We start from the raw sequence: 23,756 nt of genomic DNA, 5'->3' as shown, positions 1-23,756 counted from the left end.
CCAACTGTGGGAGCGAGCCTGCTCGCGAAACCGGTCTTTCAGTCAACATCTTCGGCGACTGAAACACCGCATTCGCGAGCAGGCTCGCTCCCACAATTTTGATCCCGCGCCGATCAGAAGCTGGTGCTGAACCGACGGACGCCGTTTTCCACCGCCGGAATCTGCGCCGCCGTGCTGCCCGAAGCCTGGAACAGCACCAGGTGATCCGCCGCTACGCGAATCCCGACCTGCGCGCCAACCAGATGATCGGCGTGGCTGGGGAAGATCGATTCCAGCTGCGCGCCGGTCGGCAGTTGCAGGCGATACAAGGTCGCCGCGCCGAGGAATGTCTTGCCGACAATCTGCGCCTTCAACGCGCTGTCCGGCGCGTAAACAATGTCATCCGGACGCAACAGCACATCCACCGCACCGCCAATCGGCCAGGTGTAAGCACGGTTGCCACGCAGTTCACCGAGTTCGGTCTGCACCGATTCCGGGGTGACGAGCTGGCCGCGAATGAAATAGCCCTGACCGATGAAACTGGCGACATACGGCGTCGCCGGTTCGTGATAGAGGTTATAGGGCGTATCCCACTGTTCCAGCCGACCTTCCTTGAACACGCCAACGTGATCGCTGACGGCGAAGGCTTCTTCCTGATCGTGGGTGACCAGAATCGCACTGGTACCACGGGCCTTGAGGATGTCGCGCACCTCATGGCTGAGCTTGCGACGCAGTTCGCCATCGAGGTTGGAGAACGGCTCGTCGAGCAGCAGCAACTGCGGCTCCGGCGCCAGGGCGCGGGCGAGGGCGACGCGCTGTTGCTGACCGCCGGACAATTCGTGGGGGAAGCGCTTGCCGAGGTTTTTCAGGTTGACCAGTTCCAGCAGCTCTTCGACCACGCGCGCCTTGTTCGGGTGCTTGCGAATGCCGAAAGCGATGTTGTCGGCCACGCTCAGGTGCGGGAACAGCGCGTAGTCCTGAAACACCATGCCGATCCGGCGTTTCTCCGGCGCCAGGGTAAAACCGGCACTGGACAGGGTTTCGCCACCGAGGGTGATTTCGCCTTCATGCACCGGTTCGAAACCGGCGATTGCGCGCAGGGTGGTGGTCTTGCCGCAGCCGGACGAGCCGAGCAGGCAGCCGATGTCGCCGGCGTTGAGGTGCAGATTGAGGTTCTGCACCACGCGTTGATCTTGGTAGCCGCAAGCGAGGTTGCGCAGGTTCAGCAGTAATTCATGGCTCATGCGTGGTGATATGCCGGTTCGACGAGGAACTCGAGCAGGGCCTTCTGTGCGTGGAGACGGTTTTCTGCCTGATCCCAGGCGACGGAGCGCGGGTCATCGAGCAGGTCGAGACTGATTTCTTCGCCACGGTGCGCCGGCAGGCAGTGCATGAACAGCACGTCCTCGGCAGCGAGGTCGAGCAAGGCACGGTTGACCTGAAACGGCGCGAACAGCTTGAGGCGCTTGGCAGTTTCCTCTTCCTGACCCATCGAAGTCCAGACATCGGTGCTGACCAGATGCGCGCCGCGTACGGCGTCTTGCGGATCGCGGACAATCGTCACGCGATCGCCAGCCTGAGCGACGAATGCCGGGTTCGGCTCGTAACCTTCCGGGCAGGCAACGCGCAACTGGAAGTCGAACTGGATCGCCGCTTCTATATAGCTGTTGCACATGTTGTTGCCGTCACCGATCCAGGCCACGGTCTTGCCCTGGATCGAGCCACGGTGTTCGAGGAAGGTCTGCATGTCGGCGAGCAACTGGCACGGGTGCAGATCATCGGACAGGCCGTTGATCACCGGCACGCGCGAGTTGGCGGCGAATTCGGTGAGGGTGCTGTGGGCGAAGGTGCGGATCATCACCGCATCGAGCATGCTCGACATGACGATGGCGCAATCGCTGATCGGCTCGCCACGGCCCAGTTGGGTGTCGCGCGGGGACAGGAAGATTGCCTGGCCGCCGAGCTGGATCATGCCGGCCTCGAAGGAGATCCGGGTACGGGTCGAGGATTTTTCGAAGATCATCCCCAGCACGCGGTTTTTCAGAGGCTCGAACAGTACGCCGCGGTTACGCAGGTCCTTGAGCTCAACGCCTCGACGGATCACGCTGACCAGCTCTTCGGGCGTGCAATCCATCAGGGAGAGAAAGTGCCTTGCGCTCATCATTGACTACCTTTTTGCTACAGACCGCAGATGCTCAAAGCCTTGTTTAACGGAACAACGGGCGAGACCTGCGGCGTAAGCCGCACGGGGCGACGAAATAGGGGAAGGCGCGATATTGACACTAAATGTCGCGTTTTTCCAATAGGGTACTTTTGTCTGCGGGATTCGGAGCGCGGACCGAGCATTTCGATCACGCATATTGAAGCCGGATTCAGTACAGCGGTGAGCCTCTTTGTACACTGGCGCCGCCGCGCTTGGCAATGCGCCGCGACGGCAACGCAGCGGTCCTGGTCGGTTTGCGAACGCTGCGCCACCGATTCGCTTGGTCGGATGTTCAGACTGAAACATTTGCTAAAGCAAAGTGCTGGGTTATAAATAAGTTTCGAGCGACGCAGGAAGCCTCCGCATGGAATCGAAAGAACAACTGTTAATGGAGCTGCTGGGCCACACGGCTCGCTCTCTGACCCATCTCACCGCGTCAGTCACCTCGATGTCTTTCGAGTTGCTGCGCAGTGACGACGAAGTGGTCAAATCCGCCGGCCGACACATGATCGATCGCATGGCCACCATCAGCGCCGGGCTCGATGAGCACTGGCGGTTGATCGGCGAGCTCACCGGCGTCCACGTCGCCCACGAGCAGATCGAAACCATCCAGGAAATCCAGCTGGCCGCACCGCCGCAGTTGCCTTCGAACTGATCGCGACGGTTTATCGGCTGCCCTGATAACCGTCGATTCACGAGACGAACGTCGCTGGCGCCTGCTCCGCGCACGGGCCATAGTTTTGTTCCCGCGGGCGTGATTGCCTGCCCCCGAACAAGACAGAGACTGGCCATGACCAAGACTCTTCACCACCGTGCGTGCCACCTGTGCGAAGCCATTTGCGGGCTGACCATCGAAACTACGGAAATCGATGGCGATGTCGCGATCACCTCGATCAAGGGCGATGCCCTCGACACCTTCAGCCGCGGCCATATCTGCCCGAAAGCCGTGGCCCTGCAAGATATTCAGAACGATCCCGACCGGCTGCGTCAGCCAATGCGCCGCGTCGGCAGCGAATGGCTGCCGATCGAATGGGACGAGGCGTTTGCGCTGGTGGCCGAGAAACTCGCGGCGATTCAGGAACGTCACGGCCAGAACGCCGTTGCGGTGTATCAGGGCAATCCGAGCGTGCACAACTACGGCCTGATGACCCACAGCAATTACTTCCTGGGGTTGCTGAAAACCCGCAATCGTTATTCGGCCACTTCAGTCGATCAACTGCCGCATCACCTCAGCAGCTATCTGATGTACGGCCACGGTCTGCTGTTGCCGATCCCGGACATCGACCACACCGATTTCATGCTGATTCTCGGCGGCAATCCGCTGGCGTCCAACGGCAGCATCATGACCGTGCCGGATGTCGAGAAGCGCCTGAAGGCTATTCAGGCACGTGGCGGCAAAGTGGTGGTGGTCGATCCGCGGCGCAGCGAAACCGCAGCGATGGCCGATCAACATGTATTCGTTCGCCCGGGCGGCGATGCGGCGCTGTTGTTCGGCATGCTCAATACGCTGTTCAGCGAATGCCTGACCCGCGACAGCCATTTGCCGGTCGATGGCCTCGACGAAGTGCGAAACGCCGTGGCTGAATTCAGCGCCGAAGCGATGAGCCCGCTTTGCGCAGTGCCTGCCGAACAGATCCGCCAACTGGCGCGCGACTTCGCTGCCGCGCCAAGCGCCGTCTGCTATGGACGCATGGGCGTTTCGACCCAGGCCTTCGGTACCTTGTGTCATTGGGTGGTGCAGTTGATCAACCTGGTCACCGGCAACCTCGACCGCGTTGGTGGTGCACTGTGCACCGAACCCGCTGTGGATCTGGTGGCGTCGACCTCGGGCGGGCATTTCAACAAATGGCAGAGCCGGGTTTCCGGTCGTCCTGAATACGGCGGCGAGTTGCCGGTCTCGGCGCTGGCCGAAGAAATGCTCACCGACGGGGAGGGACAGATCCGCGCGCTGATCACCGTCGCCGGCAACCCGGTGTTGTCGACACCCAACGGCCGGCAACTGGAACAGGCGCTGGACGGCCTCGACTTCATGCTCAGCATCGACCTGTACATCAACGAAACCACGCGCTATGCCGATCTGATCCTGCCGTCGACCTCGGCGCTGGAAAACGATCACTACGACACCACTTTCAACCTGTTTGCGGTGCGTAACGTGACCCGCTTCAATCGCGCCATCCTCGCCAAGCCCGAGGGTGCGCTGCACGACTGGGAGATCTTCGTCGGCTTGGCCAAGGCCTTCGCCGAGAAAACCGGCAAGGAGCTGAAACCAACGATGCCGCCGGCGAAGATGATCGACATGGGCCTGCGCATGGGCCGCTACGGCGATGCGTCCGAGCACAAGTTGTCGTTGGCGACGCTGTTCGATCATCCGCATGGCGTGGATCTGGGTGCGCTGAAACCGAATCTGGCATCACGTCTGAAAACGCCGAATCAGCGTATCCAGGCCGCACCGCCGGAAATTCTCGCTGACCTCGCTCGCTTTGCCGCGTTGCAGGCGCCGGCTGCCGATGAATTGTTGATGATCGGCCGCCGCCATGTGCGCAGTAACAATTCGTGGATGCACAACTTCCATCGACTGGTGAAGGGCAAGCCGCGGCATCAGTTGCTGATGCACCCGGATGATCTGGCCAGCCGTGGCCTGGCCGACGGGCAACGGGTTCGGGTGAGTTCGCGGGTCGGGCAGATCGAGGTGGAAGTGCTCGCCAGTCTCGACATGATGAAAGGCGTGGTCAGCCTGCCCCACGGTTGGGGCCACGCGCGCCCGGGCGTGCAGATGGCGATCGCCAGCGGCCAGCCGGGGTCGAGCGCCAACGACCTGACCGACGAGTGCCAGCTTGACGAACTGTCGGGCAACGCGGCGTTGAACGGTGTGCCGGTGACAGTGGCGGCGGCTTGAGCGGGTCTGTCGGGGAGACCGAGCATGGCGCTCGGGATTCCGTTACAATGCGCCACCGTGCCGACCTCTGAGTCGGAAAGTTCAGCCGAGGTGCTCCATGGATATCATCGAAACGATTAAAGAGCAGATTGCCAACAACACCATTCTGCTTTACATGAAAGGCTCGCCGAATGCCCCGCAGTGCGGCTTTTCCGCAAAAGCTGCGCAAGCCGTGATGGCCTGTGGTGAAAAGTTCGCGTACGTGGACATCCTGCAGAACCCGGAAATCCGCGCCAACCTGCCAAAGTACGCCAACTGGCCGACTTTCCCGCAACTGTGGGTCGGCGGTGAGCTGGTCGGCGGCAGCGACATCATGACCGAGATGGCTGCAGACGGTTCGCTGCAAAGCACCATCAAGGCGGCTGTCGAAGCGGCAGCGGCGAACAAGTCCGAAGCCTGATTCTACGTTCATAGAGTTTCGCTCGACGACGCGTCTCCCGTAGGAGCTGTCGAGTGAAACGAGGCTGCGATCTTTTGATCTTCGGCCAGCAAAAAGCCCCGCACCTCGAAAGAGGGCGGGGCTTTTTGTTGGTTATATGAGTTGACTGAGTATCAAGGCTGAAATCGATAAAGATCGCAGCCTCGTTTCACTCGACAGCGCCTACTCTTCGCCCATCTGCGACTGCAGATAGTTTTCCAGACCGATCTTGTCGATCAGGCCGAGCTGGGTTTCCAGCCAGTCGATGTGTTCTTCTTCCGACTCGAGAATGTCTTCGAGCAGTTCACGGCTGCCGAAGTCGCCAACGGTTTCGCAATGGGCGATGGCGGCTTTCAGGTCAGCGTGGCCGGTCTTTTCGATGCGCAGGTCGCATTCGAGCATTTCGCGGGTGTGTTCGCCGATGTGCAGCTTGCCCAGGTCCTGAACGTTCGGCAGGCCTTCAAGGAACAGGATGCGCTTGATCAGCTTGTCCGCGTGTTTCATCTCGTCGATGGATTCGTGATATTCGTGCTTGCCGAGCTTGTTCAGACCCCAATCTTCATACATGCGCGCATGCAGGAAGTACTGATTGATCGCGACCAGCTCATTGGCAAGGATCTTGTTGAGATGCTGGATGACTGTAATGTCGCCTTTCATGATCGGAGTCCTGCCCTGTATTAACTGTATATAAGGCGGAGTTTGAGCTTGGTGTTTATAAGTGTCAAACCTAAGTTATTGAATAATAAATGAAAATTAATCGGAATAAGAATGTTTGTGTTCCGCGTCTGGACGCTAAGCAATTGATTTTCAGGCATAAAAAAACCGGACGCGAAGTCCGGTTCTTTGAAATGGGGGCATTTACGCAGCAGTAAATTCTACAGGGTAAGGGATCGCGGCCTGGGCGGTTTGCAGCTTGGTCAGGGTTTCGCGGACCACTTCCTTGGCAAGGCAGGCGCATTTGCCGCACTGGCTGGCGACGCCGGTGGCCTGGCGAACTTCTTTGTAGCTGCAGCAACCTTCATAGATCGCTTCGCGGATCTGTCCGTCGGTGACGCCAGTGCAGAGGCAAACATACATAAGTAAGAACCGTCGCTGGTTGTGACTCAATTGCGATGGATCTTAATGTTAACGAGAATGATTGTCAAAGTGCTTTCGGAACGCTTCCCAGCCAATTTCCCAGCGACTGACGAACGGTATTTTCCAAATGCGCGTCTGACCCCATGAATACGCAGTGGATAACCGAACAGGGAAAATCCGTTACGGACAGGCCAAACACGCAGTGTATGATGGTCGTCCCTTGCGAAGAGGGTTCGTGTCACAGGGCTGTCGCCTGAGGGTGACAGGCTGGCCCGGACCCTGAACTTCAAGTTTCTACACCAGGAGATATCAATGAGCGTACTCGTAGGCAAACAAGCCCCAGACTTCACCGTCCCGGCCGTACTCGGCAATGGCGAGATCGTTGACAGCTTCACCCTGTCCTCGGCCATCAAAGGCAAATACGGCCTGGTGTTCTTCTACCCGCTGGACTTCACCTTCGTCTGCCCGTCCGAGCTGATCGCTCTGGACAACCGCATGGCTGACTTCAAGGCGCGCAACGTTGAAGTGATCGCTGTGTCGATCGACTCGCACTTCACCCACAACGCCTGGCGCAACACTCCAGTGAACAATGGCGGCATCGGCCAGGTGAAATACACCATGGCTGCCGACATGAAGCACGACATCGCCAAGGCTTACGACGTTGAATCCGAAGGCGGCGTGGCTTTCCGCGGCGCGTTCCTGATCGACGACAAAGGCGTGGTTCGCTCGCAGATCATCAACGACCTGCCGCTGGGCCGTAACATGGAAGAGCTGATCCGTCTGGTCGACGCGCTGCAATTCCACGAAGAGCACGGCGAAGTGTGCCCGGCCAACTGGAAGAAAGGCGACAAAGGCATGAACGCTTCGCCAGAAGGCGTTGCGGCTTACCTGACCGAGAACGCTGCGGCCCTGTAAGGCGCAACGTCGAGGTACAAAAAAACCGGCCCATGTGGCCGGTTTTTTTATGCGCGGGATTTGTTTGCCGACGATCAGTCGTCGAAGTCTTCCCAGCCGCCCATCTGTTTCCAGCGATTGACGATGCCGCAGAACAGCTCAGCGGTCTTTTCGGTGTCGTAGCGCGCCGAGTGCGCCTCACGACCGTCGAAATCGATGCCGGCGGCCTGACAGGCTTTCGCCAGCACGGTCTGACCGTACGCCAGACCCGCCAGAGTCGCCGTGTCGAAACTGGAGAACGGGTGGAACGGGTTGCGCTTCATGTCCAGCCGCGCGACTGCGGCGTTGAGAAAGCCCAGATCGAAGCTGCTGTTGTGCCCGACCAGAATCGCCCGCTTGCAGCCGTTGGCTTTCAGGGCCTTGCGGATGCCACGGAAAATATCAGTCAGCGCGGTTTCTTCACTGACGGCCATGCGCAGCGGATGATCAAGCTTGATCCCGGTGAACTCCAGCGCTGCCGCTTCAACGTTCGCACCTTCGAATGGCTCGACGCGGAAGAAGTAGGTGTGATCCGGGTAGACGAAACCCTTTTCATCCATGGCGATGGTGGTCGCGGCAATCTCCAGCAGGGCATCGGTGGCTGCGTTGAAGCCACCGGTTTCTACGTCGACGACAACCGGCAGGTAGCCGCGAAAACGCGCTGCCATCGGGTGACGGGAACCGCCGCCACCACTTTGACCGTCCAGCTCATCGTCGAAATGCTCTTCACTCACGCGTGTTCCTCCAGCAGGCGCCAGCGCAGTTTTTCACCGGCGCGCAGCGGGATAACGGTCAGCTCGCCAAATGGCAGGCTGGTTGGGGCAGTCCATTCTTCGCGAACCAGGGTGATGCGATCGGTGTTTGCCGGCAGGCCGTAGAAACGCGGGCCGTTGAGGCTGGCGAAGGCTTCGAGCTTGTCCAGCGCATTACGCTGTTCAAACGCTTCGGCATACATCTCGATGGCGGCGTAGGCGGTGTAGCAACCGGCGCAACCGCAGGCGGCTTCCTTGGCGTGCTGGGCGTGGGGCGCCGAGTCGGTGCCGAGGAAGAACTTGGCGCTGCCGCTGGTGGCGGCATCGAGCAAGGCTTCCTGATGGGTGTTGCGCTTGAGGATCGGCAAGCAATAGAAATGTGGCCGAATCCCGCCCACCAGCATGTGATTACGGTTGTACAACAGGTGGTGCGCGGTGATGGTCGCGCCGACGTTGGCCGAAGCCTCGTTGACGAATTGCACGGCGTCACCGGTGGTGATGTGCTCGAACACCACTTTCAGCGTCGGGAAGCGCTCGACCACGCGGCGCATGTGCTCATCGATGAAGATTTTTTCGCGGTCGAACACATCGACGTCGCCACGGGTGACTTCACCGTGGATCAACAGCGGCATGCCGACTTCGGCCATGGCTTCCAGCGCCGGGAAGATCTTGTCGATGCTGGTCACGCCGGAATCGGAATTGGTGGTCGCGCCGGCCGGGTAAAGCTTGGCGGCGTAGACGAAACCGCTGGCCTTGGCCTGACGAATTTCTTCCGGTTGGGTGCGGTCGGTGAGGTACAGCACCATCAACGGCTCGAACTGACTGCCGGCCGGGCGGGCAGCGAGAATGCGCTGACGATAGCCGTCGGCTTCAGCGGCGTTGCGCACCGGCGGTACCAGGTTCGGCATGATGATCGCGCGCCCGAAGGTGCGGGCCACATCGGCAACGGTATTGGTCAACACGGCACCATCGCGAAGATGAATGTGCCAGTCGTCGGGACGCAGCAGGGTCAGGCGGTCGGACATGAGGGGATTCCAGGCGGGTCAAACTGAGGCGAATGCTACCGGAAAAGACTCTTGCAGGCACCCGCTATCAAGTTTTGCCACAAGCGTCCGATATCCCGAAGGTATGCCGTAAACATTGTGTGAATCGGTGTTTGTGTTTCACAAGCCAATGGAGCCTCCCGTGCGCCAGCGTTATTTAGCCCTGCTCAGTGTGTTTGCCAGCCTTCCCGCGATGGCGCTGACTTACCAGACCCGTCTGGAGAACATTGAGTGGACGGTCGCCGGCGACAAGTTCGAATGCCGCCTGACGCAACCGATCACTGATTTCGGCTCGGGCGAATTCGTGCGCAAGGCCGGTGAGCAGGCGATCTTTCGCCTGAATGCCTACAACGCCATGCTTGGTGGCGGCTCGGCGACGTTGCTCGCTGCCGCTGCACCGTGGCAACCGGGGCGCGGCGATATCAATCTGGGCTCGGTACGGCTGGGCAGTGGCAATGTGTTGTTCAACAGCTCGCAATCCCAGGCCGGTGGGCTGATCAGCGGTCTGCTGGACGGCCGTAGCCCGGTAGTTCGCCGTGCGTCTGGCGATGGCCGGGTGTCGGAAGTGCGTTTGCTGCCGGTGAAATTCAGCAAGGCGTTCAACGACTATCAAGGCTGCGTGGCGAAATTGCTGCCGCAGAATTTCGACCAGATCAAGCAGTCGCAGATAGGCTTTCCCGGCGAAGGCGTTGAGCTGGACCCGGCTGCCAAGGCCAAGCTGCAAGTGATGCTCGAATACATGAAGGCCGACCCGACGGTGAACCACATTGACCTCGACGGCCATTCCGACAACAGCGGCAATCGTCTGACCAACCGCGAATTGTCGCGCCGCCGCGCGCTGGCGGTAGTCGATTTCTTCAAGGCCAACGGCATTCAGGAATCGCAGATCACCGTGCGTTTCCACGGCGAGCAGTATCCGATCGTGCCGAACACCAGCAAGGCCAATCGTGCGAAGAATCGCCGGGTCAACGTGAAACTGTCGCGTGTGGCACCGACCACAGCCCCTGCGCCAGCGCCGCAAGCGAGTACGCCAGCCACCGCCGCAGCGACTTCCTGACTCGCCGGTCATCGTCGCGCTCTCGACAGATTCTGTCGCTTTGTCGTCTTAAGCTGTCGCGCCTCTGTAAATTATCGCGTTTGAGCGGTAGACTCCCCGGCTTTCCGTAGAACCCCGTGGAGTGATGGCATGGCGGACGTAAACAAGGTCGTTCTGGCGTATTCCGGCGGCCTGGACACTTCGGTGATCCTCAAGTGGCTGCAGGATACTTATAACTGTGAAGTGGTGACTTTCACCGCCGATCTCGGTCAAGGCGAAGAGGTCGAGCCGGCCCGCGCCAAGGCTCAGGCCATGGGCGTCAAAGAAATTTACATCGACGATCTGCGCGAAGAGTTCGTGCGTGATTTCGTGTTCCCGATGTTCCGCGCCAACACCGTTTACGAAGGCGAGTACCTGCTGGGTACCTCCATCGCCCGTCCGCTGATCGCCAAGCGCCTGATCGAAATCGCCAACGAAACCGGCGCCGACGCCATTTCCCATGGCGCCACCGGCAAGGGCAACGACCAGGTGCGCTTCGAACTGGGCGCCTACGCGCTCAAGCCAGGCGTGAAAGTGATCGCCCCTTGGCGCGAGTGGGACCTGCTGTCGCGCGAGAAGCTGATGGACTACGCCGAGAAGCACGCGATCCCGATCGAACGCCACGGCAAGAAAAAATCCCCGTACTCGATGGACGCCAACCTGCTGCACATCTCCTATGAAGGCGGCGTGCTGGAAGACACCTGGACCGAGCACGAAGAAGACATGTGGCGCTGGACCGTCTCCCCGGAGAAGGCTCCCGACACCCCGCAATACCTGGAACTGACTTACCGCAACGGCGACATCGTCGCGCTGGACGGCGTCGAAATGACCCCGGCCACCGTACTGGCGACGCTGAACAAGATCGGCGGCGAGCACGGCATCGGTCGTCTCGACATCGTCGAAAACCGTTACGTCGGCATGAAGTCCCGTGGCTGCTACGAGACCCCGGGTGGCACCATCATGCTGCGCGCTCACCGCGCCATCGAATCGATCACTCTGGACCGCGAAGTCGCTCACCTCAAAGACGAGCTGATGCCCAAGTACGCCAGCCTGATCTACACCGGCTACTGGTGGAGCCCTGAGCGTCTGATGCTGCAACAGATGATCGACGCTTCGCAGGTCAACGTGAACGGCGTAGTGCGCCTGAAGCTGTACAAGGGCAACGTCATCGTGACCGGCCGCAAGTCCGACGATTCGCTGTTCGACGCCAACATCGCCACCTTCGAAGAAGATGGCGGCGCTTACAACCAAGCCGATGCGGCGGGCTTCATCAAGCTCAACGCGCTGCGCATGCGCATTGCTGCCAACAAGGGCCGCAAGTTGTTCTGAGTGGCTCAGACCGACGCGCAATAAAAAAGGCGGCCTGTTCAGGGCCGCCTTTTTTTCATCTTTTTTTCTGGTTCATCAGGCTCCCTCGTGTATCTGCGCGCAGTCTTGACCCGGTTCAGCTGGTTCGTCCCAGTAATGTCACCGTCTGCGAACACAGGTTATATACGATGCACAGTGTGGCTCCTGAGCCTTTCTTGGCCTGCCTGATCTGCTGCAATGCGGAGTGGGCAAGCGCGTCCGACGCATGATTACAAAGAAATACGAGAACCCGCGCGTGCTTTTTATCGACGCCTTTTAGCGTTTCGAAGATGGCATCGAATTCCTTCGCTGCATCAACTTCTCTTGCGTCAATGATGTTCAGTTCACTTACCCAGGGTGACAGCTTGATATTCTGCATAACCGGATGGGTTGGGTCGCGTGGACCGAGCGGTGGGTCCGGCGCGTTGTGAACTCTGCAGGGAATCGGCACTCGGCCTGGTCCGGTTTTGCCCGACACGATGCAACTGGTCAGCTCAAAAGCACAACGCTCGCCTGCTTCGCGAAAGGATTCATCCCTCTGGTTATTTTGAGTGGTTTTCAAAAAGCTTTTGTCTTTGCCGAAGTCTGAAGGCGAGTAAAGCGAGCGATGATTGAAGTTGAGAGTGATAAAGAACAGGAATAACAAGTAAAAGGGGAAACTGATCAGAAACCAGACGTAAATTTCCCGGTCCTTGTTATCGAGAAATGGTAACGATACCGCCGCCGAGGTTTCCGAAAGAATTGCAAATATGGCGATGACTGTCATGGGGTTGGTGATTTTGTTTTTTATCTTTAGCATTGTTTTGCTTCTACATGGTTTGTCTAGTTTAAGTTGGTTGTTTCAGCGATAGTAAAGGCGCTTGTGTAAGTGCGCGGCTGTTAACTAAAGTTTTATAGAATCAACGATGTTGTGTCGAACAGGTGGTTGTGTCGGTTCGTTACGTCGTATGTCCCAGTGCTTGCCCAAGGCCAATTTGACAGGTAAATCATCGTGTATGAAGGTTCGTAATTGCGCCTGTTGAAGTTTTCCAACGACCCACCATGGCGTAGGACTCGACTGCATGAAGATCAAACTCCGCCGGTGTATGAAAGATCGGAAGGCGGTTGCAATGGGGCAAGGGCAGCGAATTTGTGGGAATTATCCTCAATGCCTGTAGGGAATGTCTCTGGATGCAAATGCGTGTAAAAGTTGCCATGCCTTGAAGCAAGTGACTGGGATATCGTGCGTGTTCTAAAAATTCGAACAGCGAAAACTGGACTTGCCCATGAATAAAGTGCTGATCGTGGATGACCACCCCGTCATTCGACTTGCGGTACGTATGCTGATGGAACGGCATGGCTACGAAGTCATTGCAGAAACGGATAATGGCGTTGATGCACTACAAATTGCTCGTGAACAAATACCCGATCTTGTCATCCTGGATATTGGAATACCCAAACTCGACGGGCTGGAAGTTATTGCGCGCCTGACCTCCACTGCCATGCCGGTGAAAGTGCTGGTGCTGACTTCCCAGGCTCCCGGGCATTTTTCAATGCGTTGCATGCAATCGGGCGCAGCGGGCTACGTGTGCAAACAGCAGGATCTGACCGAATTGCTCAGTGCGATCAAGGCAGTACTGTCCGGCTACAGTTATTTTCCCAATCAGGCGCTGCACACCGTGCGCACCAGTCTGGGCAATGCGAGTGAAGCGGACATGGTTGATCGTCTGTCCGGGCGGGAAATGATGGTGTTGCAGCAGTTGGCGCGCGGCAAGACCAACAAGGAAATCGCCGATGGCATGTTTTTAAGCAACAAGACTGTGAGTACCTACAAGACTCGCCTGTTGCTGAAACTCAATGCGCGCTCTCTGGTTGATCTGATCGAGCTGGCGCAGCGCAACGGCCTGGTTTGAACGATTCGACAGCTGAGAACGTCATGGGCCGATCAAGCTCGGTTGTCGCAGAAAATGAAAAGCCTCCGTCTAGGGAGGCCTTCAGATATCACAGATCATAATCGTAGTCGGCCAATTGCCTTTGCAGTCGGCGCTCCTCAAGCAGGTTGTCGATTGTGCGACGCTTGCTAAGGTTGGTCTTGGCCACTTCAACCACCGGTTCGACCTCATCGGCGTCGGTGGCAATAAGATCCTCTTCTACATCCAGTTGCTCTGTGTCGGTACTCATGAAGTCAACTCCCGGCTAAGACTGCCTTTGGCGCTCCTTATATCGACATTACTGCGGCGGGTAAAAAAGATTTTTTCAATCGATGGATGCGAAAAACCGATGACCGCTCAATCGTCAGAAGTTTTATGTTTGTATTCGCATAGATCTTCGATGCGGCAGCTGCCGCAGCGCGGTTTACGCGCCAGGCAAACATAACGGCCGTGCAAAATCAGCCAGTGATGAGAGTCGAGCAGGAATTCTTTCGGTACAAACTTCATCAACTTCATTTCTACTTCCACCACATTTTTCCCCGGCGCGATGCCGGTGCGATTGCTGACGCGGAAAATGTGCGTGTCGACCGCCATGGTCAATTGACGGAAAGCGGTGTTGAGCACCACGTTGGCGGTCTTGCGCCCGACGCCCGGCAAGGCTTCCAGTTCTTCCCGGGTTTGCGGGACTTCACCGCCATGACGCTCAACCAGCAGACGGCAGGTTTCGATGACGTTTTTCGCCTTGCTGTTGTAGAGGCCGATGGTCTTGATGTACTCGGACAGCCCCTCGACACCCAGCGCATGAATCGCGGCGGGTGTATTGGCGACGGGAAAGAGTTTGGCAGTCGCCTTGTTGACGCCGACATCGGTGGACTGCGCCGAAAGAATCACCGCAATCAGCAGCTCGAACGGCGAAGAGTAGGCCAGTTCGGTTTTCGGCTCGGGATTGTCTTCGTGCAGTCGGCGAAATATCTCAAGACGTTTTGCAGCATTCATGGGCGATGCGTTTCCTTGATGACAGAATTGCGGCGTGTCCACGCCTGACGGGCGGCGAGAAGCAGGCCCAGTAAAACGAAAGCGCCGGGAACCAGCGTAATCAGACGCAGCCCTTCGGGGAACAAAACCAGACCTGGCCAATGCCCCGAAAGGCCTCGGCCAAGGCTGCCACAACCGATGATCTCGCGCAGCCCGCCGACTACCAGCATGAGCGCGCCGAACATTGCGCAGCGTTTGAAGCTGACAGCGACGGGCTCGCGGAAGGCACCGTGGTATTCAAACACGACGCAGTGCAAGGCGATCAGCCCTATGTAGAGCTCAGACGTCTGCTGCCATGGCAAAAACCAGCGTTGCGCCACAATATCCGCGCAACTGGTCAACGTCGCGGCGATTATCAGGCTGGCGAGCAATGCACGGGTGCCCGTGAGGCGCTCGCGCAGCGGCGACATGCAGACGGCAAATACACCGAGTACCGCGCTGAGCATCAAGGTTATCCCCAGGGCAGCGCTGAATGTTGGTGTGGCGCCCAGTAGGGGCACCAGCATCAATAAATTCACCGTGCGCTTCATGGGCCAGTCCCCAACAGCAGCGCCCGATGCTCATCGAAATAACGCAGTGCGTCATGAATTACGTCAATGGCGGCACGGGAGGTAATGGTCGCGCCAGCGATCTGATCGAACTGCCCCTGATCCTTTTTCAGCGCCCAGCCGGCGTCTGTGGGCTCAGTACGGGATTTGCCGATGAAGGCCTGAAGCCAGGCATTCGGCCATGCACCGATGTAACCACCCAATCCTGGCGTTTCGCGCTGCTCAAGGGTTTTCACGCCTAAAAGTTTGCCATTAGCATCAATGGCAATCAGCAGTTCCAGAGTACCTGCGTAACCTTCACTGCGACTGCGCAACAGCACCGCAACTGTCTGACCGGAGCGGGTCGCTCGATAGCCGCCTGACAGCGTGCTATGGCGCAAAGCAGGCTCGGCGAGCGTCAGCGGTAGCTCCAGCGGCTGATTGTCGTAGAGCGCGGCAGGCATGACATCAAGCAATTTGCGGCTGTCGAGCAAGCGCTGCTCGCTGGCAATCTGCGGTGCACTGCTGCGCTGCAACACGTATGTCGCACTCATGCCAACGAGTGCCAGCAGCACCACCGTCGCGACACTCGCTGAGCGGTTCACGCGTTCACCTTCGACTGGCGGCTGAGGGCGAAGCGTTCGAGTGCCGGCACCAGAAGATTCATCAGCAATACCGCAAACGCGACGCCGTCCGGGTAACCACCCCACGTGCGAATCAGATAAGTCAGCAGGCCGACGCCAACACCGAACAGCAGGCGGGCAAGGGCGCTTTTCGCGCCGGACACCGGCTCGGTCACAATAAAAAATGCACCGAGCATGGTCGCGCCGCTGAGCAGGTGAAACAGCGGCGAACCATGGGAATCCGACCCAGAGCCGTTCCAGCACAATAGGCTGATGACGAACAGACTGGCGAGCATGCCCACCGGTGCGTGCCAGGAAAACATCCGCCGCTGCAACAGCCATAGGCCGCCGAGCAGAAACGCCAGATTCACCCATTCCACACCGCGCCCGCCGAAGCGGCCGAAGGCCGGGTTGCTGGCGAACAGCTCCTGCATGGTCAGGCTTTTATTGATGCGCAGACTGTCCAGTGCCGTGGCTTGCACCCACGCGTCCGGCGCCTGCGCTGGACTGAAAACCTGTTGCAGCGCCGCAAGAAAGTCCAGGCCATGAGCGGGCCAATGGGTCATCGCTTGCGGGAACAGCACCATGCTCAGGACAAAGCCAAGCATCGCCGGGTTGAACGGGTTTTTGCCGACGCCGCCATACAGATGTTTGCCGAACAACAGACCTGAAGCGGTCGCAATGACCGTCAGCCACCAAGGGCAATAAGCCGGCAGCGCGGCGGTCAGCAACATCGCACTGACCAGCGCGCTGCCATCAAGCATTGCCGCTTGCACCGCTTGCCGACGCAGACAGGCGACGCCCGCTTCGACGAGCAAAGCACTGACAACCGCCAGGGAAAGGTTGATCAACACGCCCCAGCCATACAGCCAGAATAAAGCGAGCAGACCCGGCACAGCGGCCAGCAGCACGGTGTTCATCGCCTGTTGCAGGCGATCGTCCACTGGCTCAAGGGGCGGCATGGTCTTGCACCCGGCGCTCGGCGTCACTCACGGCTTGCTCCAGTGCTGCGATCTGCTCCGGCGCAGCCTCCGCTGCCTGAGCCTTTTTCAACTCGGCGCGGCGCATGGCCAACTGGATCTTGGCTCGCTTCAGTTCGGCGTCGTTGGTAGTTGCGGGAACGGCGGGAATCACCGTTTGGCTGCTTTCCAGATTCGCCAGCGCCTGCTCGGCGGCTTCGAATTGTTGCTGCAGGACGATCAATTGCGACTGCTGCTCGAACGTCGGCGGGTGACCGAAGGCTTTCAGCGATTTGTGCAGTTGCGCTCGACTCATCGCCACATCGACCTTGGCCTTCTTCAGCGCCGCATCAGCGTTCGCGGCTTTTTGTGCACGCACCCGCTCCAGCGCAGCCTGCATCGGGTCGGCGGTCGATACTTGCGGTTGTGCCGCACGCGCGGCTCGCGCTTCACGTTCAGCCTGCTTTTGCTGTTCTTCATGCAGCAAGCGCTGGTTGCGGCGCTCGAAACGCTGGCGCGCATGGTCACGCTTTTCAGCGCGGGCGCGCTGTTCTTCGAGATCGAATGCGAGACCGCCAACCACTGGGATCGTGTTCGCAGGCAAAGGATGCATTTCTATGCAGTCAACCGGGCACGGCGCAACGCACAGATCACAACCGGTGCACTCGTCGATCAGCACCGTGTGCATGAGTTTTGCCGCGCCGACGATGGCGTCGACCGGGCACGCCTGAATGCACTTGGTGCAGCCGATGCATTCGGCCTCGCGGATAAAGGCGATTTGCGGCGGTGCCGGGCCACGGCTGATGTCCAGTTCCAGGACCGGTATTTTCAACAGCTCGGCCAGGGCGACGATGGTCTCCTCGCCGCCCGGCGGGCACTTGTTGATCGGCTCGCCGTCAACAATGCCTTGCGCATACGGTTTGCATCCGGGATGGCCGCACTTGCCGCATTGGGTCTGCGGCAGCAGGGCATCGATGCGTTGAATCAGACTCATGTTTTGATCAATCCACTGAATCCGAGAAAAATCACTGCGACCAGTCCGGCGCTGATCAGATCGATCGGCAGGCCGCGAAAGGGCAGGGGAATATCGTTGTCGACCGTGCGCTCGCGCAGGTCGCAGAACACGCTCAGCACCAGCCAGAAACCCAGCCCTGCACCCAGACTCAAAGCTGTCGCGTGCAGCAGGCCATGATCGTTTTGCGCATTGATCAAGGCCAGCCCGAGTACCCCGGCATTGCCCAGCAGCAGCGGCCACAATCCAGCGAACGGCCAATCGGGCAGGCCGCGCGCCAGCAGTTTCAGCAGCGGCGCGATCAACAACACACTCAATGGCAGAAACACGAACAGGCGCAGCGCTTCAAGCTGCAACGGCACCAATATCCACTGCCAGATCGCCTGACCGATAACGCCGACCACCACCATCAGGCACAACGTCGCCAACCCCAGCGCATGGACCTGGCGTCGGCTGCCCGCCAGCAGCGGAGCGACGCCCAGCGGCCAGTGCAACACGAAGTTGTTGAGCAGCGCAGCACTGATCAGCGTTAACACGAGTTCGGTCATGGTTCTGCCAGCGAAACGGGCGGGTGTCTCTTAAGGGTAGGCACTATCGGGCCAGATATGAAAAATCCCACCGGCATGCAGAGCACGTCGGTGGGATCGTTTTACGGCAACCTCTTACTTGATGCGCTGACCCGGCTTGGCGCCGCTGTCCGGGCTCAGCAGGTAAATCTCTTCACCACCAGGGCCCGCCGCCATCACCATGCCTTCGGAAATACCGAACTTCATTTTCCGTGGCTTGAGGTTGGCGATCATCATGGTCAGGCGACCGTCGAGCTTGGACGGGTCCGGGTAGGCGCTCTTGATCCCGGAGAACACGTTGCGTTGCTCGTCACCGATGTCGAGGGTCAGGCGCAGCAGCTTGTCGGCGCCTTCGACGTGTTCGGCCTTGACGATCAAAGCGACGCGCAAATCGATGGCGGCAAAGGCGTCGAAATCGATTTCCGGCGACAGCGGATCCTTGGCCAGTTCGCCGTTGCCCGCAGGCTTGGCTTCGCCAGTGTCGGTCTGGCTGGCGGTCAGGTCTTCTTTCGATGCGTCGGTCATGGCTTGCACTTTTACCGGGTCGATGCGGGTCATCAACGGCTTGAATTCGTTGAGCTGGTGATTAGCCAGCAGGGTGGTGTGGTCATTCCAGGTCAGCGGCGCGACGTTGAGGAACGCCTCGGCATCTGCGGCCAGCAGCGGCAGTACCGGTTTGAGGAAGATCACCAACTGGCGGAACAGGTTGATGCCGGTGGCGCAGATCGCTTGGACTTCATCCTGCTTGCCTTCCTGCTTGTTCAGCGACCACGGCGCCTTGTCGGCGATCCAGGCGTTGGCACGGTCAGCCAGGGCCATGGTTTCACGCATGGCGCGGGCGAAGTCGCGGGCCTCGTAGGCGTCGGCAATGCTCGGCGCGGCGGCGAGGAAAGCCTCGGTCAGCTCCGGCGCGGCATTGTTGCCGACCAGCAGGCCGCCGTTGCCCTTGTGGATAAACCCGGCGCAACGGCTGGCGATGTTGACCACTTTGCCGACCAGGTCGGAGTTGACCTTCTGCACGAAGTCTTCGAGGTTCAGGTCGAGGTCGTCGACGCCACGGCCAAGCTTGGCCGCGTAGTAGTAGCGCAGGTATTCCGGCGACAGATGATCCAGATAAGTGCGGGCCTTGATGAAGGTGCCGCGCGACTTGGACATTTTCTGGCCGTTGACGGTCAGGTAGCCGTGCACGTTGATGCCGGTCGGCTTGCGGTAGCCGGCGCCTTCGAGCATGGCTGGCCAGAACAGCGCGTGGAAATTGACGATGTCCTTGCCGATGAAATGATACAGCTCGGCGGTCGAGTCCTCGCCCCAGAACGCGTCGAAGTCCAGCTCCGGCGTACGGTTGCAGAGGTTCTTGAAGCTGGCCATGTAACCGATCGGCGCATCCAGCCACACATAGAAATACTTGCCCGGCTCGTCCGGGATCTCGAAGCCGAAGTACGGCGCATCGCGCGAGATGTCCCACTGCTGCAGGCCGGCATCCAGCCATTCGGCGATCTTGTTGGCCACGGCGTCCTGCAGGGTGCCGCTGCGAGTCCAGGCCTGAAGCATTTCCTGGAAATCCGGCAGCTTGAAGAAGAAGTGCTGGGAATCCTTGAGCACCGGGGTGGCGCCGGAGATGGCCGACTTCGGATCCTTCAGATCGGTCGGCGCGTAGGTCGCACCGCATTTTTCGCAGTTGTCACCGTACTGGTCTTCAGTGCCGCATTTCGGGCAGGTGCCCTTGATGAAGCGGTCGGCCAGGAACATTTTCTTTTCCGGGTCGAAATACTGCGTGATCGAGCGCTGGGCGATGTGCCCGGCGTCACGCAGCTTGAGGTAGATCTGGCTCGACAGCTCACGGTTTTCTTCGGCGTGAGTGGAGTGGAAATTGTCGAAATCGACAAGGAAGTCGGCAAAGTCGGCGCTGTGTTCAGCCTGCACGTTGGCGATCAGTTGTTCCGGGGTGATGCCTTCCTTTTCTGCGCGCAGCATGATCGCCGAACCGTGGGCGTCGTCGGCGCAGACATAAATGCATTGGTTGCCGCGATGCTTCTGGAAGCGCACCCACATATCGGTCTGGATGTATTCCAGCATGTGGCCAAGGTGAATCGAACCATTGGCGTAGGGCAGGGCGCTGGTGACGAGGATCTTGCGTGGCTCGGACATGGGGCTTCGCTACTTGATGAAACGGAGGTCGGCCACTATAAAGCGCCGGCGCATATTTTTCACCCCTGCGCCACTGGGTACTTTGAGTGTTCTTGTGGCGAGGGGATTTATCCCCGCTGGGTGGCGAAGCCGCCCCAAAACCACAAACTTCGATGCATCAGACAGTCCGAGTGCAATGGCTTTACGAGTGCTGCGCAGCCCAACGGGGATAAATCCCCTCACCACGGTGGCTTTTCAGCGCAAGTAATCTGTTCGCCTCAAATCGGTGTCCAGCGTACGATAGCCGCCATTCTTTCCAGTCTTGTTATCGGAGTTGCCCATGAGCGCCGTCACTCGCGCAGCGGTGGAAGCCGTCCTCAGCCAATACACCGACCCTTACCTCAACCAGGACCCGGTCAGCGCCGGTTGCGTGAAAAACATCGAGATCATCGGTGACCGCGTCAATGTGCAGCTGGAAATCGGCTACGCCGCCGGACTGTTCAAGAGCGGTTGGGCGCAATTGCTGCAACTGGCCATCGAAAACCTCGACGGCGTGGTCATCGCCCGTGTCGAGGTCACCAGCGTGATCGCCGCGCACAAGGCCCAGGCTCAGATTCCGGGGCTGGCCAACGTCAAGAACGTCGTCGCCGTCGCTTCCGGCAAGGGCGGCGTGGGCAAATCCACCACCGCTGCCAACCTCGCGCTGGCGCTGGCCCGGGAAGGTGCCAAGGTCGGCATCCTCGACGCCGATATCTACGGCCCGAGCCAGGGCATCATGTTCGGCATTCCCGAGCGCACCCGGCCCGAGGTCAAGGATCAGAAGTGGTTCGTGCCGCTCAAGGCTCACGGCGTGGAAGTCATGTCGATGGCCTTCCTGACCGACGACAACACGCCGATGGTCTGGCGCGGGCCGATGGTTTCCGGGGCGCTGCTGCAACTGGTCACGCAAACCGCGTGGGGCGATCTGGATTATCTGGTCATCGACATGCCACCAGGCACCGGCGACATCCAGCTGACCCTGGCGCAGAAAGTCCCGGTGGCGGGTGCGGTGATCGTCACCACGCCGCAGGATCTGGCACTGCTCGACGCACGCAAAGGCGTGGAAATGTTCCGCAAGGTCAACATTCCGGTGCTGGGCGTGGTGGAAAACATGGCCGTGCACATCTGCTCGAACTGCGGGCATGCCGAGCATCTGTTCGGTGAAGGTGGTGGCGAGAAACTGGCGACCCAGTACGGCGTCGAACTGCTGGCCTCGCTGCCGCTGTCGATGCTGATCCGCGAACAGGCCGATGGCGGCAAGCCAACCGTGATCGCCGAGCCGGACAGCCAGATCGCCATGGTCTATCAGGAACTGGCCCGCCACGTCGGCGCGCGGATCGTGTTGCAGGAAGCGGCGACACCGGCGATGCCGAACATCACCATCAGCGACGATTGATCCATCGGCAGCGCTGAAAAACCTGTGGGAGCGAGCCTGCTCGCGAAAGCGGTGTGTCATCCAGCTCATCAGTTGCCTGATACGACGCCTTCGCGAGCAGGCTCGCTCCCACATTGGCTTGTGTAATGGGACTTAGATACGCAACCCGCCATCCATCTCCAGAATCCGCCCGGTGTAGTAGTCGTTCTCGAAGATATACGCCGCCGAATGGGCAATCTCTTCGGGCTTGCCCATGCGCTTGAGCGGAATCCCCGACGTCATCTTCTCCAGCGCTTCCGGTTTCATGCCCAAAGTCATTTCGGTTTCGATGAAGCCCGGTGCGATGCCCGCGACGCGAATGCCGTAACGCGCCAGCTCCTTCGCCCAGGTCACGGTCGCCGCTGCGACGCCGGCCTTGGCTGCGGAATAGTTGGTCTGGCCGACGTTGCCTGCGCGGGAGATCGAGGAAATATTGATGATCGCGCCGCTGTTCTTCAGCTCGACCATCTTCGCCGCGACTTCACGGGTGCAGAGGAACACGCCGGTCAGGTTGACGTCGATCACCGCCTGCCACTGGGCCAGGCTCATCTTGGTCATCTCACCGTCCTTGACCTTCAACAGCAGACCATCGCGCAAAATGCCTGCGTTGTTGATCAGGCCGTGGATGGCGCCGAAGTCTGCGGCCACTTGCGCGACCATGTGCTCGACCTGTTCTTCATTGGCGACGTTGCACAGGTAGCTGCGCGCTTCGACACCTTTGGCTTTGCAGGCGGCCACGGCGTCGTCGAGTTTTTCCTGATTCAGATCGACCAGGGCCAGCTTCGCGCCCTTGCCGGCGAAATACTCGGCCATGGAACGGCCCAAACCCTGGCAACCGCCGGTGATAATGATTACTTTGTCGTTGAGTTGCATTCGCATGTCCCGCTGGCAGGTCTGAGTTGTTTTTGTTGTCGGCAACGCTCGATCGGCACCGGTCAGGCCTGGTAGCACACGAACATTTGCCCGATGCGCGCCGGTTACTTTTCGCTGCGCGCCTGTCCGTTTTCTAGACGGAACCCATTTAAGGAGTCACAAATTGAGCGCTGAAGTGGCGAAGAATGCCCGAGAATTGCTTCTCAAGGAATACCGAGGAGTGCTGTCGACCCACTCCAAATCGATGCCGGGTTTTCCCTTTGGCTCGGTTGTGCCGTATTGCCTGGACGAGCAGGGCCGGCCGCTGATCCTGATCAGCCGCATCGCCCAGCACACGCATAACCTGCAGAAAGATCCGAAGTGTTCGATGCTGGTGGGCGAGCGCGAGGCCGACGATGTGCAGGCGGTCGGGCGGCTGACTTATCTGGCCGAAGCGCAGAAGCTCGCAGAACCGGCAGCGATTGAGGCTGCCGCCGAACGCTACTACCGCTATTTCCCCGACTCGCAGAATTATCACCAGGCCCACGACTTCGACTTCTGGGTGCTCGATCCGGTGCGCCATCGCTACATCGGCGGCTTTGGTGCGATCCACTGGATCGACGATCTGACCTTGGCCAACCCGTTCGCCGGCAAGGCTGAAATCAGCATGGTCGAGCACATGAACAGCGATCATGCCAAGGCCATCGCCCATTACGTCGAGCTGGCCGGGCTGCCGAACAGTGTGCCGGCGCAACTGGCCGGCATCGACAGCGAGGGCATGCACCTGCGCATCGGTCAGGCCGTCTACTGGTTGCCCTTCGCGGCGCCATGTAATACGCCGACACAAGTGCGCGAGGCCTTGGTTTCTCTGGCTCACGCCCAGTCCTGGCCGAAAAAAGCGCAAAGTTAAGCTTGAATTCACGCAAGGGC

At 59.3% G+C, this 23,756-nt stretch carries 25 protein-coding genes; 9 read left to right on the top strand and 16 right to left on the bottom strand.

Annotated features, from left to right (window positions below; genetic code table 11):
- Positions 1-113: 113 nt before the first annotated feature.
- Both AB4N41_RS03070 and argF read right to left on the bottom strand, forming a co-directional pair.
- On the bottom strand, positions 114-1,223 hold the full coding sequence (locus tag AB4N41_RS03070; RefSeq protein ID WP_041479872.1) for an ABC transporter ATP-binding protein: 1,110 nt from the start codon (positions 1,221-1,223) through the stop codon (positions 114-116).
- Positions 1,220-2,140 (bottom strand): ornithine carbamoyltransferase, encoded by a 921-nt coding sequence (gene argF / locus AB4N41_RS03065; protein ID WP_252876831.1) that lies wholly within the window; start codon positions 2,138-2,140, stop codon positions 1,220-1,222. Before argF ends, AB4N41_RS03070 begins: the two co-directional genes overlap by 4 nt.
- 406 nt (positions 2,141-2,546) lie before the next feature.
- Between argF and AB4N41_RS03060 the strand changes: the two genes are divergently transcribed.
- The 3 genes from AB4N41_RS03060 (at position 2,547) to grxD (ending at position 5,517) form a co-directional block, all read left to right on the top strand.
- Positions 2,547-2,837, top strand: coding sequence for a hypothetical protein (locus AB4N41_RS03060; protein WP_041479870.1), 291 nt, complete (start codon positions 2,547-2,549; stop codon positions 2,835-2,837).
- Between the two features lie 135 nt (positions 2,838-2,972).
- The gene (locus tag AB4N41_RS03055) at positions 2,973-5,078 is read left to right on the top strand and encodes a molybdopterin oxidoreductase family protein (RefSeq protein WP_252876830.1); all 2,106 of its coding nucleotides are present in this window, start codon (positions 2,973-2,975) and stop codon (positions 5,076-5,078) included.
- Positions 5,079-5,175: 97 nt separating this feature from the next.
- On the top strand, positions 5,176-5,517 hold the full coding sequence (grxD, locus tag AB4N41_RS03050) for a Grx4 family monothiol glutaredoxin (RefSeq protein WP_016773402.1): 342 nt from the start codon (positions 5,176-5,178) through the stop codon (positions 5,515-5,517).
- Positions 5,518-5,718: 201 nt separating this feature from the next.
- On the opposite strand, the gene bfr is transcribed toward grxD, so the two are convergent.
- On the bottom strand, positions 5,719-6,192 hold the full coding sequence (gene bfr, locus AB4N41_RS03045; protein ID WP_016773403.1) for a bacterioferritin: 474 nt from the start codon (positions 6,190-6,192) through the stop codon (positions 5,719-5,721).
- Positions 6,193-6,393: 201 nt separating this feature from the next.
- On the bottom strand, positions 6,394-6,612 hold the full coding sequence (locus AB4N41_RS03040) for a bacterioferritin-associated ferredoxin (RefSeq protein ID WP_003227725.1): 219 nt from the start codon (positions 6,610-6,612) through the stop codon (positions 6,394-6,396).
- Between the two features lie 312 nt (positions 6,613-6,924).
- On the opposite strand from AB4N41_RS03040, the gene AB4N41_RS03035 reads away from it, so the two are divergent.
- Positions 6,925-7,527, top strand: a complete 603-nt coding sequence (locus AB4N41_RS03035) for a peroxiredoxin (protein WP_003227723.1) — start codon at positions 6,925-6,927, stop codon at positions 7,525-7,527.
- Between the two features lie 74 nt (positions 7,528-7,601).
- On the opposite strand, the gene rnt is transcribed toward AB4N41_RS03035, so the two are convergent.
- Positions 7,602-8,279 (bottom strand): ribonuclease T, encoded by a 678-nt coding sequence (rnt, locus tag AB4N41_RS03030; RefSeq protein WP_041479868.1) that lies wholly within the window; start codon positions 8,277-8,279, stop codon positions 7,602-7,604.
- On the bottom strand, positions 8,276-9,322 hold the full coding sequence (pyrC, locus tag AB4N41_RS03025; protein ID WP_016773405.1) for a dihydroorotase: 1,047 nt from the start codon (positions 9,320-9,322) through the stop codon (positions 8,276-8,278). Before pyrC ends, rnt begins: the two co-directional genes overlap by 4 nt.
- A 160-nt stretch (positions 9,323-9,482) precedes the next feature.
- Between pyrC and AB4N41_RS03020 the strand changes: the two genes are divergently transcribed.
- Together AB4N41_RS03020 and AB4N41_RS03015 are read left to right on the top strand one after the other, a co-directional pair.
- Complete coding sequence (locus AB4N41_RS03020) at positions 9,483-10,397, top strand: flagellar protein MotY (RefSeq protein WP_236168279.1); 915 nt, start codon at positions 9,483-9,485, stop codon at positions 10,395-10,397.
- 129 nt (positions 10,398-10,526) lie between these two features.
- Positions 10,527-11,744 carry an argininosuccinate synthase gene (locus AB4N41_RS03015; RefSeq protein WP_007953201.1) on the top strand — a complete coding sequence of 406 codons (1,218 nt, stop codon included), beginning with the start codon at positions 10,527-10,529 and terminating at the stop codon, positions 11,742-11,744.
- A gap of 115 nt (positions 11,745-11,859) precedes the next feature.
- Here the strand turns inward: AB4N41_RS03015 and AB4N41_RS03010 are convergent, their stop codons facing one another.
- The gene (locus AB4N41_RS03010; RefSeq protein ID WP_150741897.1) at positions 11,860-12,561 is read right to left on the bottom strand and encodes a hypothetical protein; all 702 of its coding nucleotides are present in this window, start codon (positions 12,559-12,561) and stop codon (positions 11,860-11,862) included.
- 466 nt (positions 12,562-13,027) lie between these two features.
- Between AB4N41_RS03010 and AB4N41_RS03005 the strand changes: the two genes are divergently transcribed.
- Positions 13,028-13,654 carry a response regulator transcription factor gene (locus tag AB4N41_RS03005; RefSeq protein ID WP_016773408.1) on the top strand — a complete coding sequence of 209 codons (627 nt, stop codon included), beginning with the start codon at positions 13,028-13,030 and terminating at the stop codon, positions 13,652-13,654.
- An 88-nt stretch (positions 13,655-13,742) separates the two neighbouring features.
- On the opposite strand, the gene AB4N41_RS03000 is transcribed toward AB4N41_RS03005, so the two are convergent.
- The 8 genes from AB4N41_RS03000 to metG form a co-directional block, all read right to left on the bottom strand.
- Entirely contained in the window at positions 13,743-13,922 is a 180-nt protein-coding gene (locus tag AB4N41_RS03000) for a PA3496 family putative envelope integrity protein (protein WP_041479865.1), read from the bottom strand.
- Positions 13,923-14,029: 107 nt separating this feature from the next.
- Entirely contained in the window at positions 14,030-14,668 is a 639-nt protein-coding gene (gene nth / locus AB4N41_RS02995) for an endonuclease III (RefSeq protein WP_016773410.1), read from the bottom strand.
- Complete coding sequence (locus AB4N41_RS02990; protein WP_252876829.1) at positions 14,665-15,237, bottom strand: Rnf-Nqr domain containing protein; 573 nt, start codon at positions 15,235-15,237, stop codon at positions 14,665-14,667. Before AB4N41_RS02990 ends, nth begins: the two co-directional genes overlap by 4 nt.
- Positions 15,234-15,839, bottom strand: coding sequence for an RnfABCDGE type electron transport complex subunit G (locus AB4N41_RS02985; RefSeq protein ID WP_252876828.1), 606 nt, complete (start codon positions 15,837-15,839; stop codon positions 15,234-15,236). The genes AB4N41_RS02990 and AB4N41_RS02985 overlap by 4 nt, the downstream gene beginning before the upstream one ends.
- Positions 15,836-16,819, bottom strand: a complete 984-nt coding sequence (locus tag AB4N41_RS02980) for an RnfABCDGE type electron transport complex subunit D (RefSeq protein WP_252876827.1) — start codon at positions 16,817-16,819, stop codon at positions 15,836-15,838. Before AB4N41_RS02980 ends, AB4N41_RS02985 begins: the two co-directional genes overlap by 4 nt.
- Entirely contained in the window at positions 16,806-17,810 is a 1,005-nt protein-coding gene (gene rsxB / locus AB4N41_RS02975) for an electron transport complex subunit RsxB (protein ID WP_252876826.1), read from the bottom strand. The genes AB4N41_RS02980 and rsxB overlap by 14 nt, the downstream gene beginning before the upstream one ends.
- Positions 17,807-18,376 carry an Rnf-Nqr domain containing protein gene (locus AB4N41_RS02970; protein ID WP_150637387.1) on the bottom strand — a complete coding sequence of 190 codons (570 nt, stop codon included), beginning with the start codon at positions 18,374-18,376 and terminating at the stop codon, positions 17,807-17,809. Before AB4N41_RS02970 ends, rsxB begins: the two co-directional genes overlap by 4 nt.
- A gap of 114 nt (positions 18,377-18,490) precedes the next feature.
- A complete protein-coding gene (metG, locus tag AB4N41_RS02965) occupies positions 18,491-20,542 on the bottom strand; it encodes a methionine--tRNA ligase (protein WP_252876825.1) in 2,052 nt (683 codons plus the stop codon).
- A 319-nt stretch (positions 20,543-20,861) separates the two neighbouring features.
- Here metG and apbC point away from each other — a divergent pair, with 319 nt between their 5' ends.
- Positions 20,862-21,956 carry an iron-sulfur cluster carrier protein ApbC gene (gene apbC / locus AB4N41_RS02960; RefSeq protein WP_024014150.1) on the top strand — a complete coding sequence of 365 codons (1,095 nt, stop codon included), beginning with the start codon at positions 20,862-20,864 and terminating at the stop codon, positions 21,954-21,956.
- A gap of 132 nt (positions 21,957-22,088) precedes the next feature.
- Here the strand turns inward: apbC and AB4N41_RS02955 are convergent, their stop codons facing one another.
- On the bottom strand, positions 22,089-22,847 hold the full coding sequence (locus AB4N41_RS02955; RefSeq protein WP_053123391.1) for an SDR family oxidoreductase: 759 nt from the start codon (positions 22,845-22,847) through the stop codon (positions 22,089-22,091).
- Between the two features lie 163 nt (positions 22,848-23,010).
- On the opposite strand from AB4N41_RS02955, the gene AB4N41_RS02950 reads away from it, so the two are divergent.
- Entirely contained in the window at positions 23,011-23,736 is a 726-nt protein-coding gene (locus AB4N41_RS02950; RefSeq protein WP_122880719.1) for a HugZ family pyridoxamine 5'-phosphate oxidase, read from the top strand.
- The last annotated feature ends 20 nt before the right edge of the window (positions 23,737-23,756 follow it).

This window comes from Pseudomonas sp. S2_A10, from assembly GCF_054668465.1.
The sequence above is the reverse complement of the archived record's forward strand: the minus strand, read 5'-3'. Positions and strand labels throughout refer to the sequence as shown.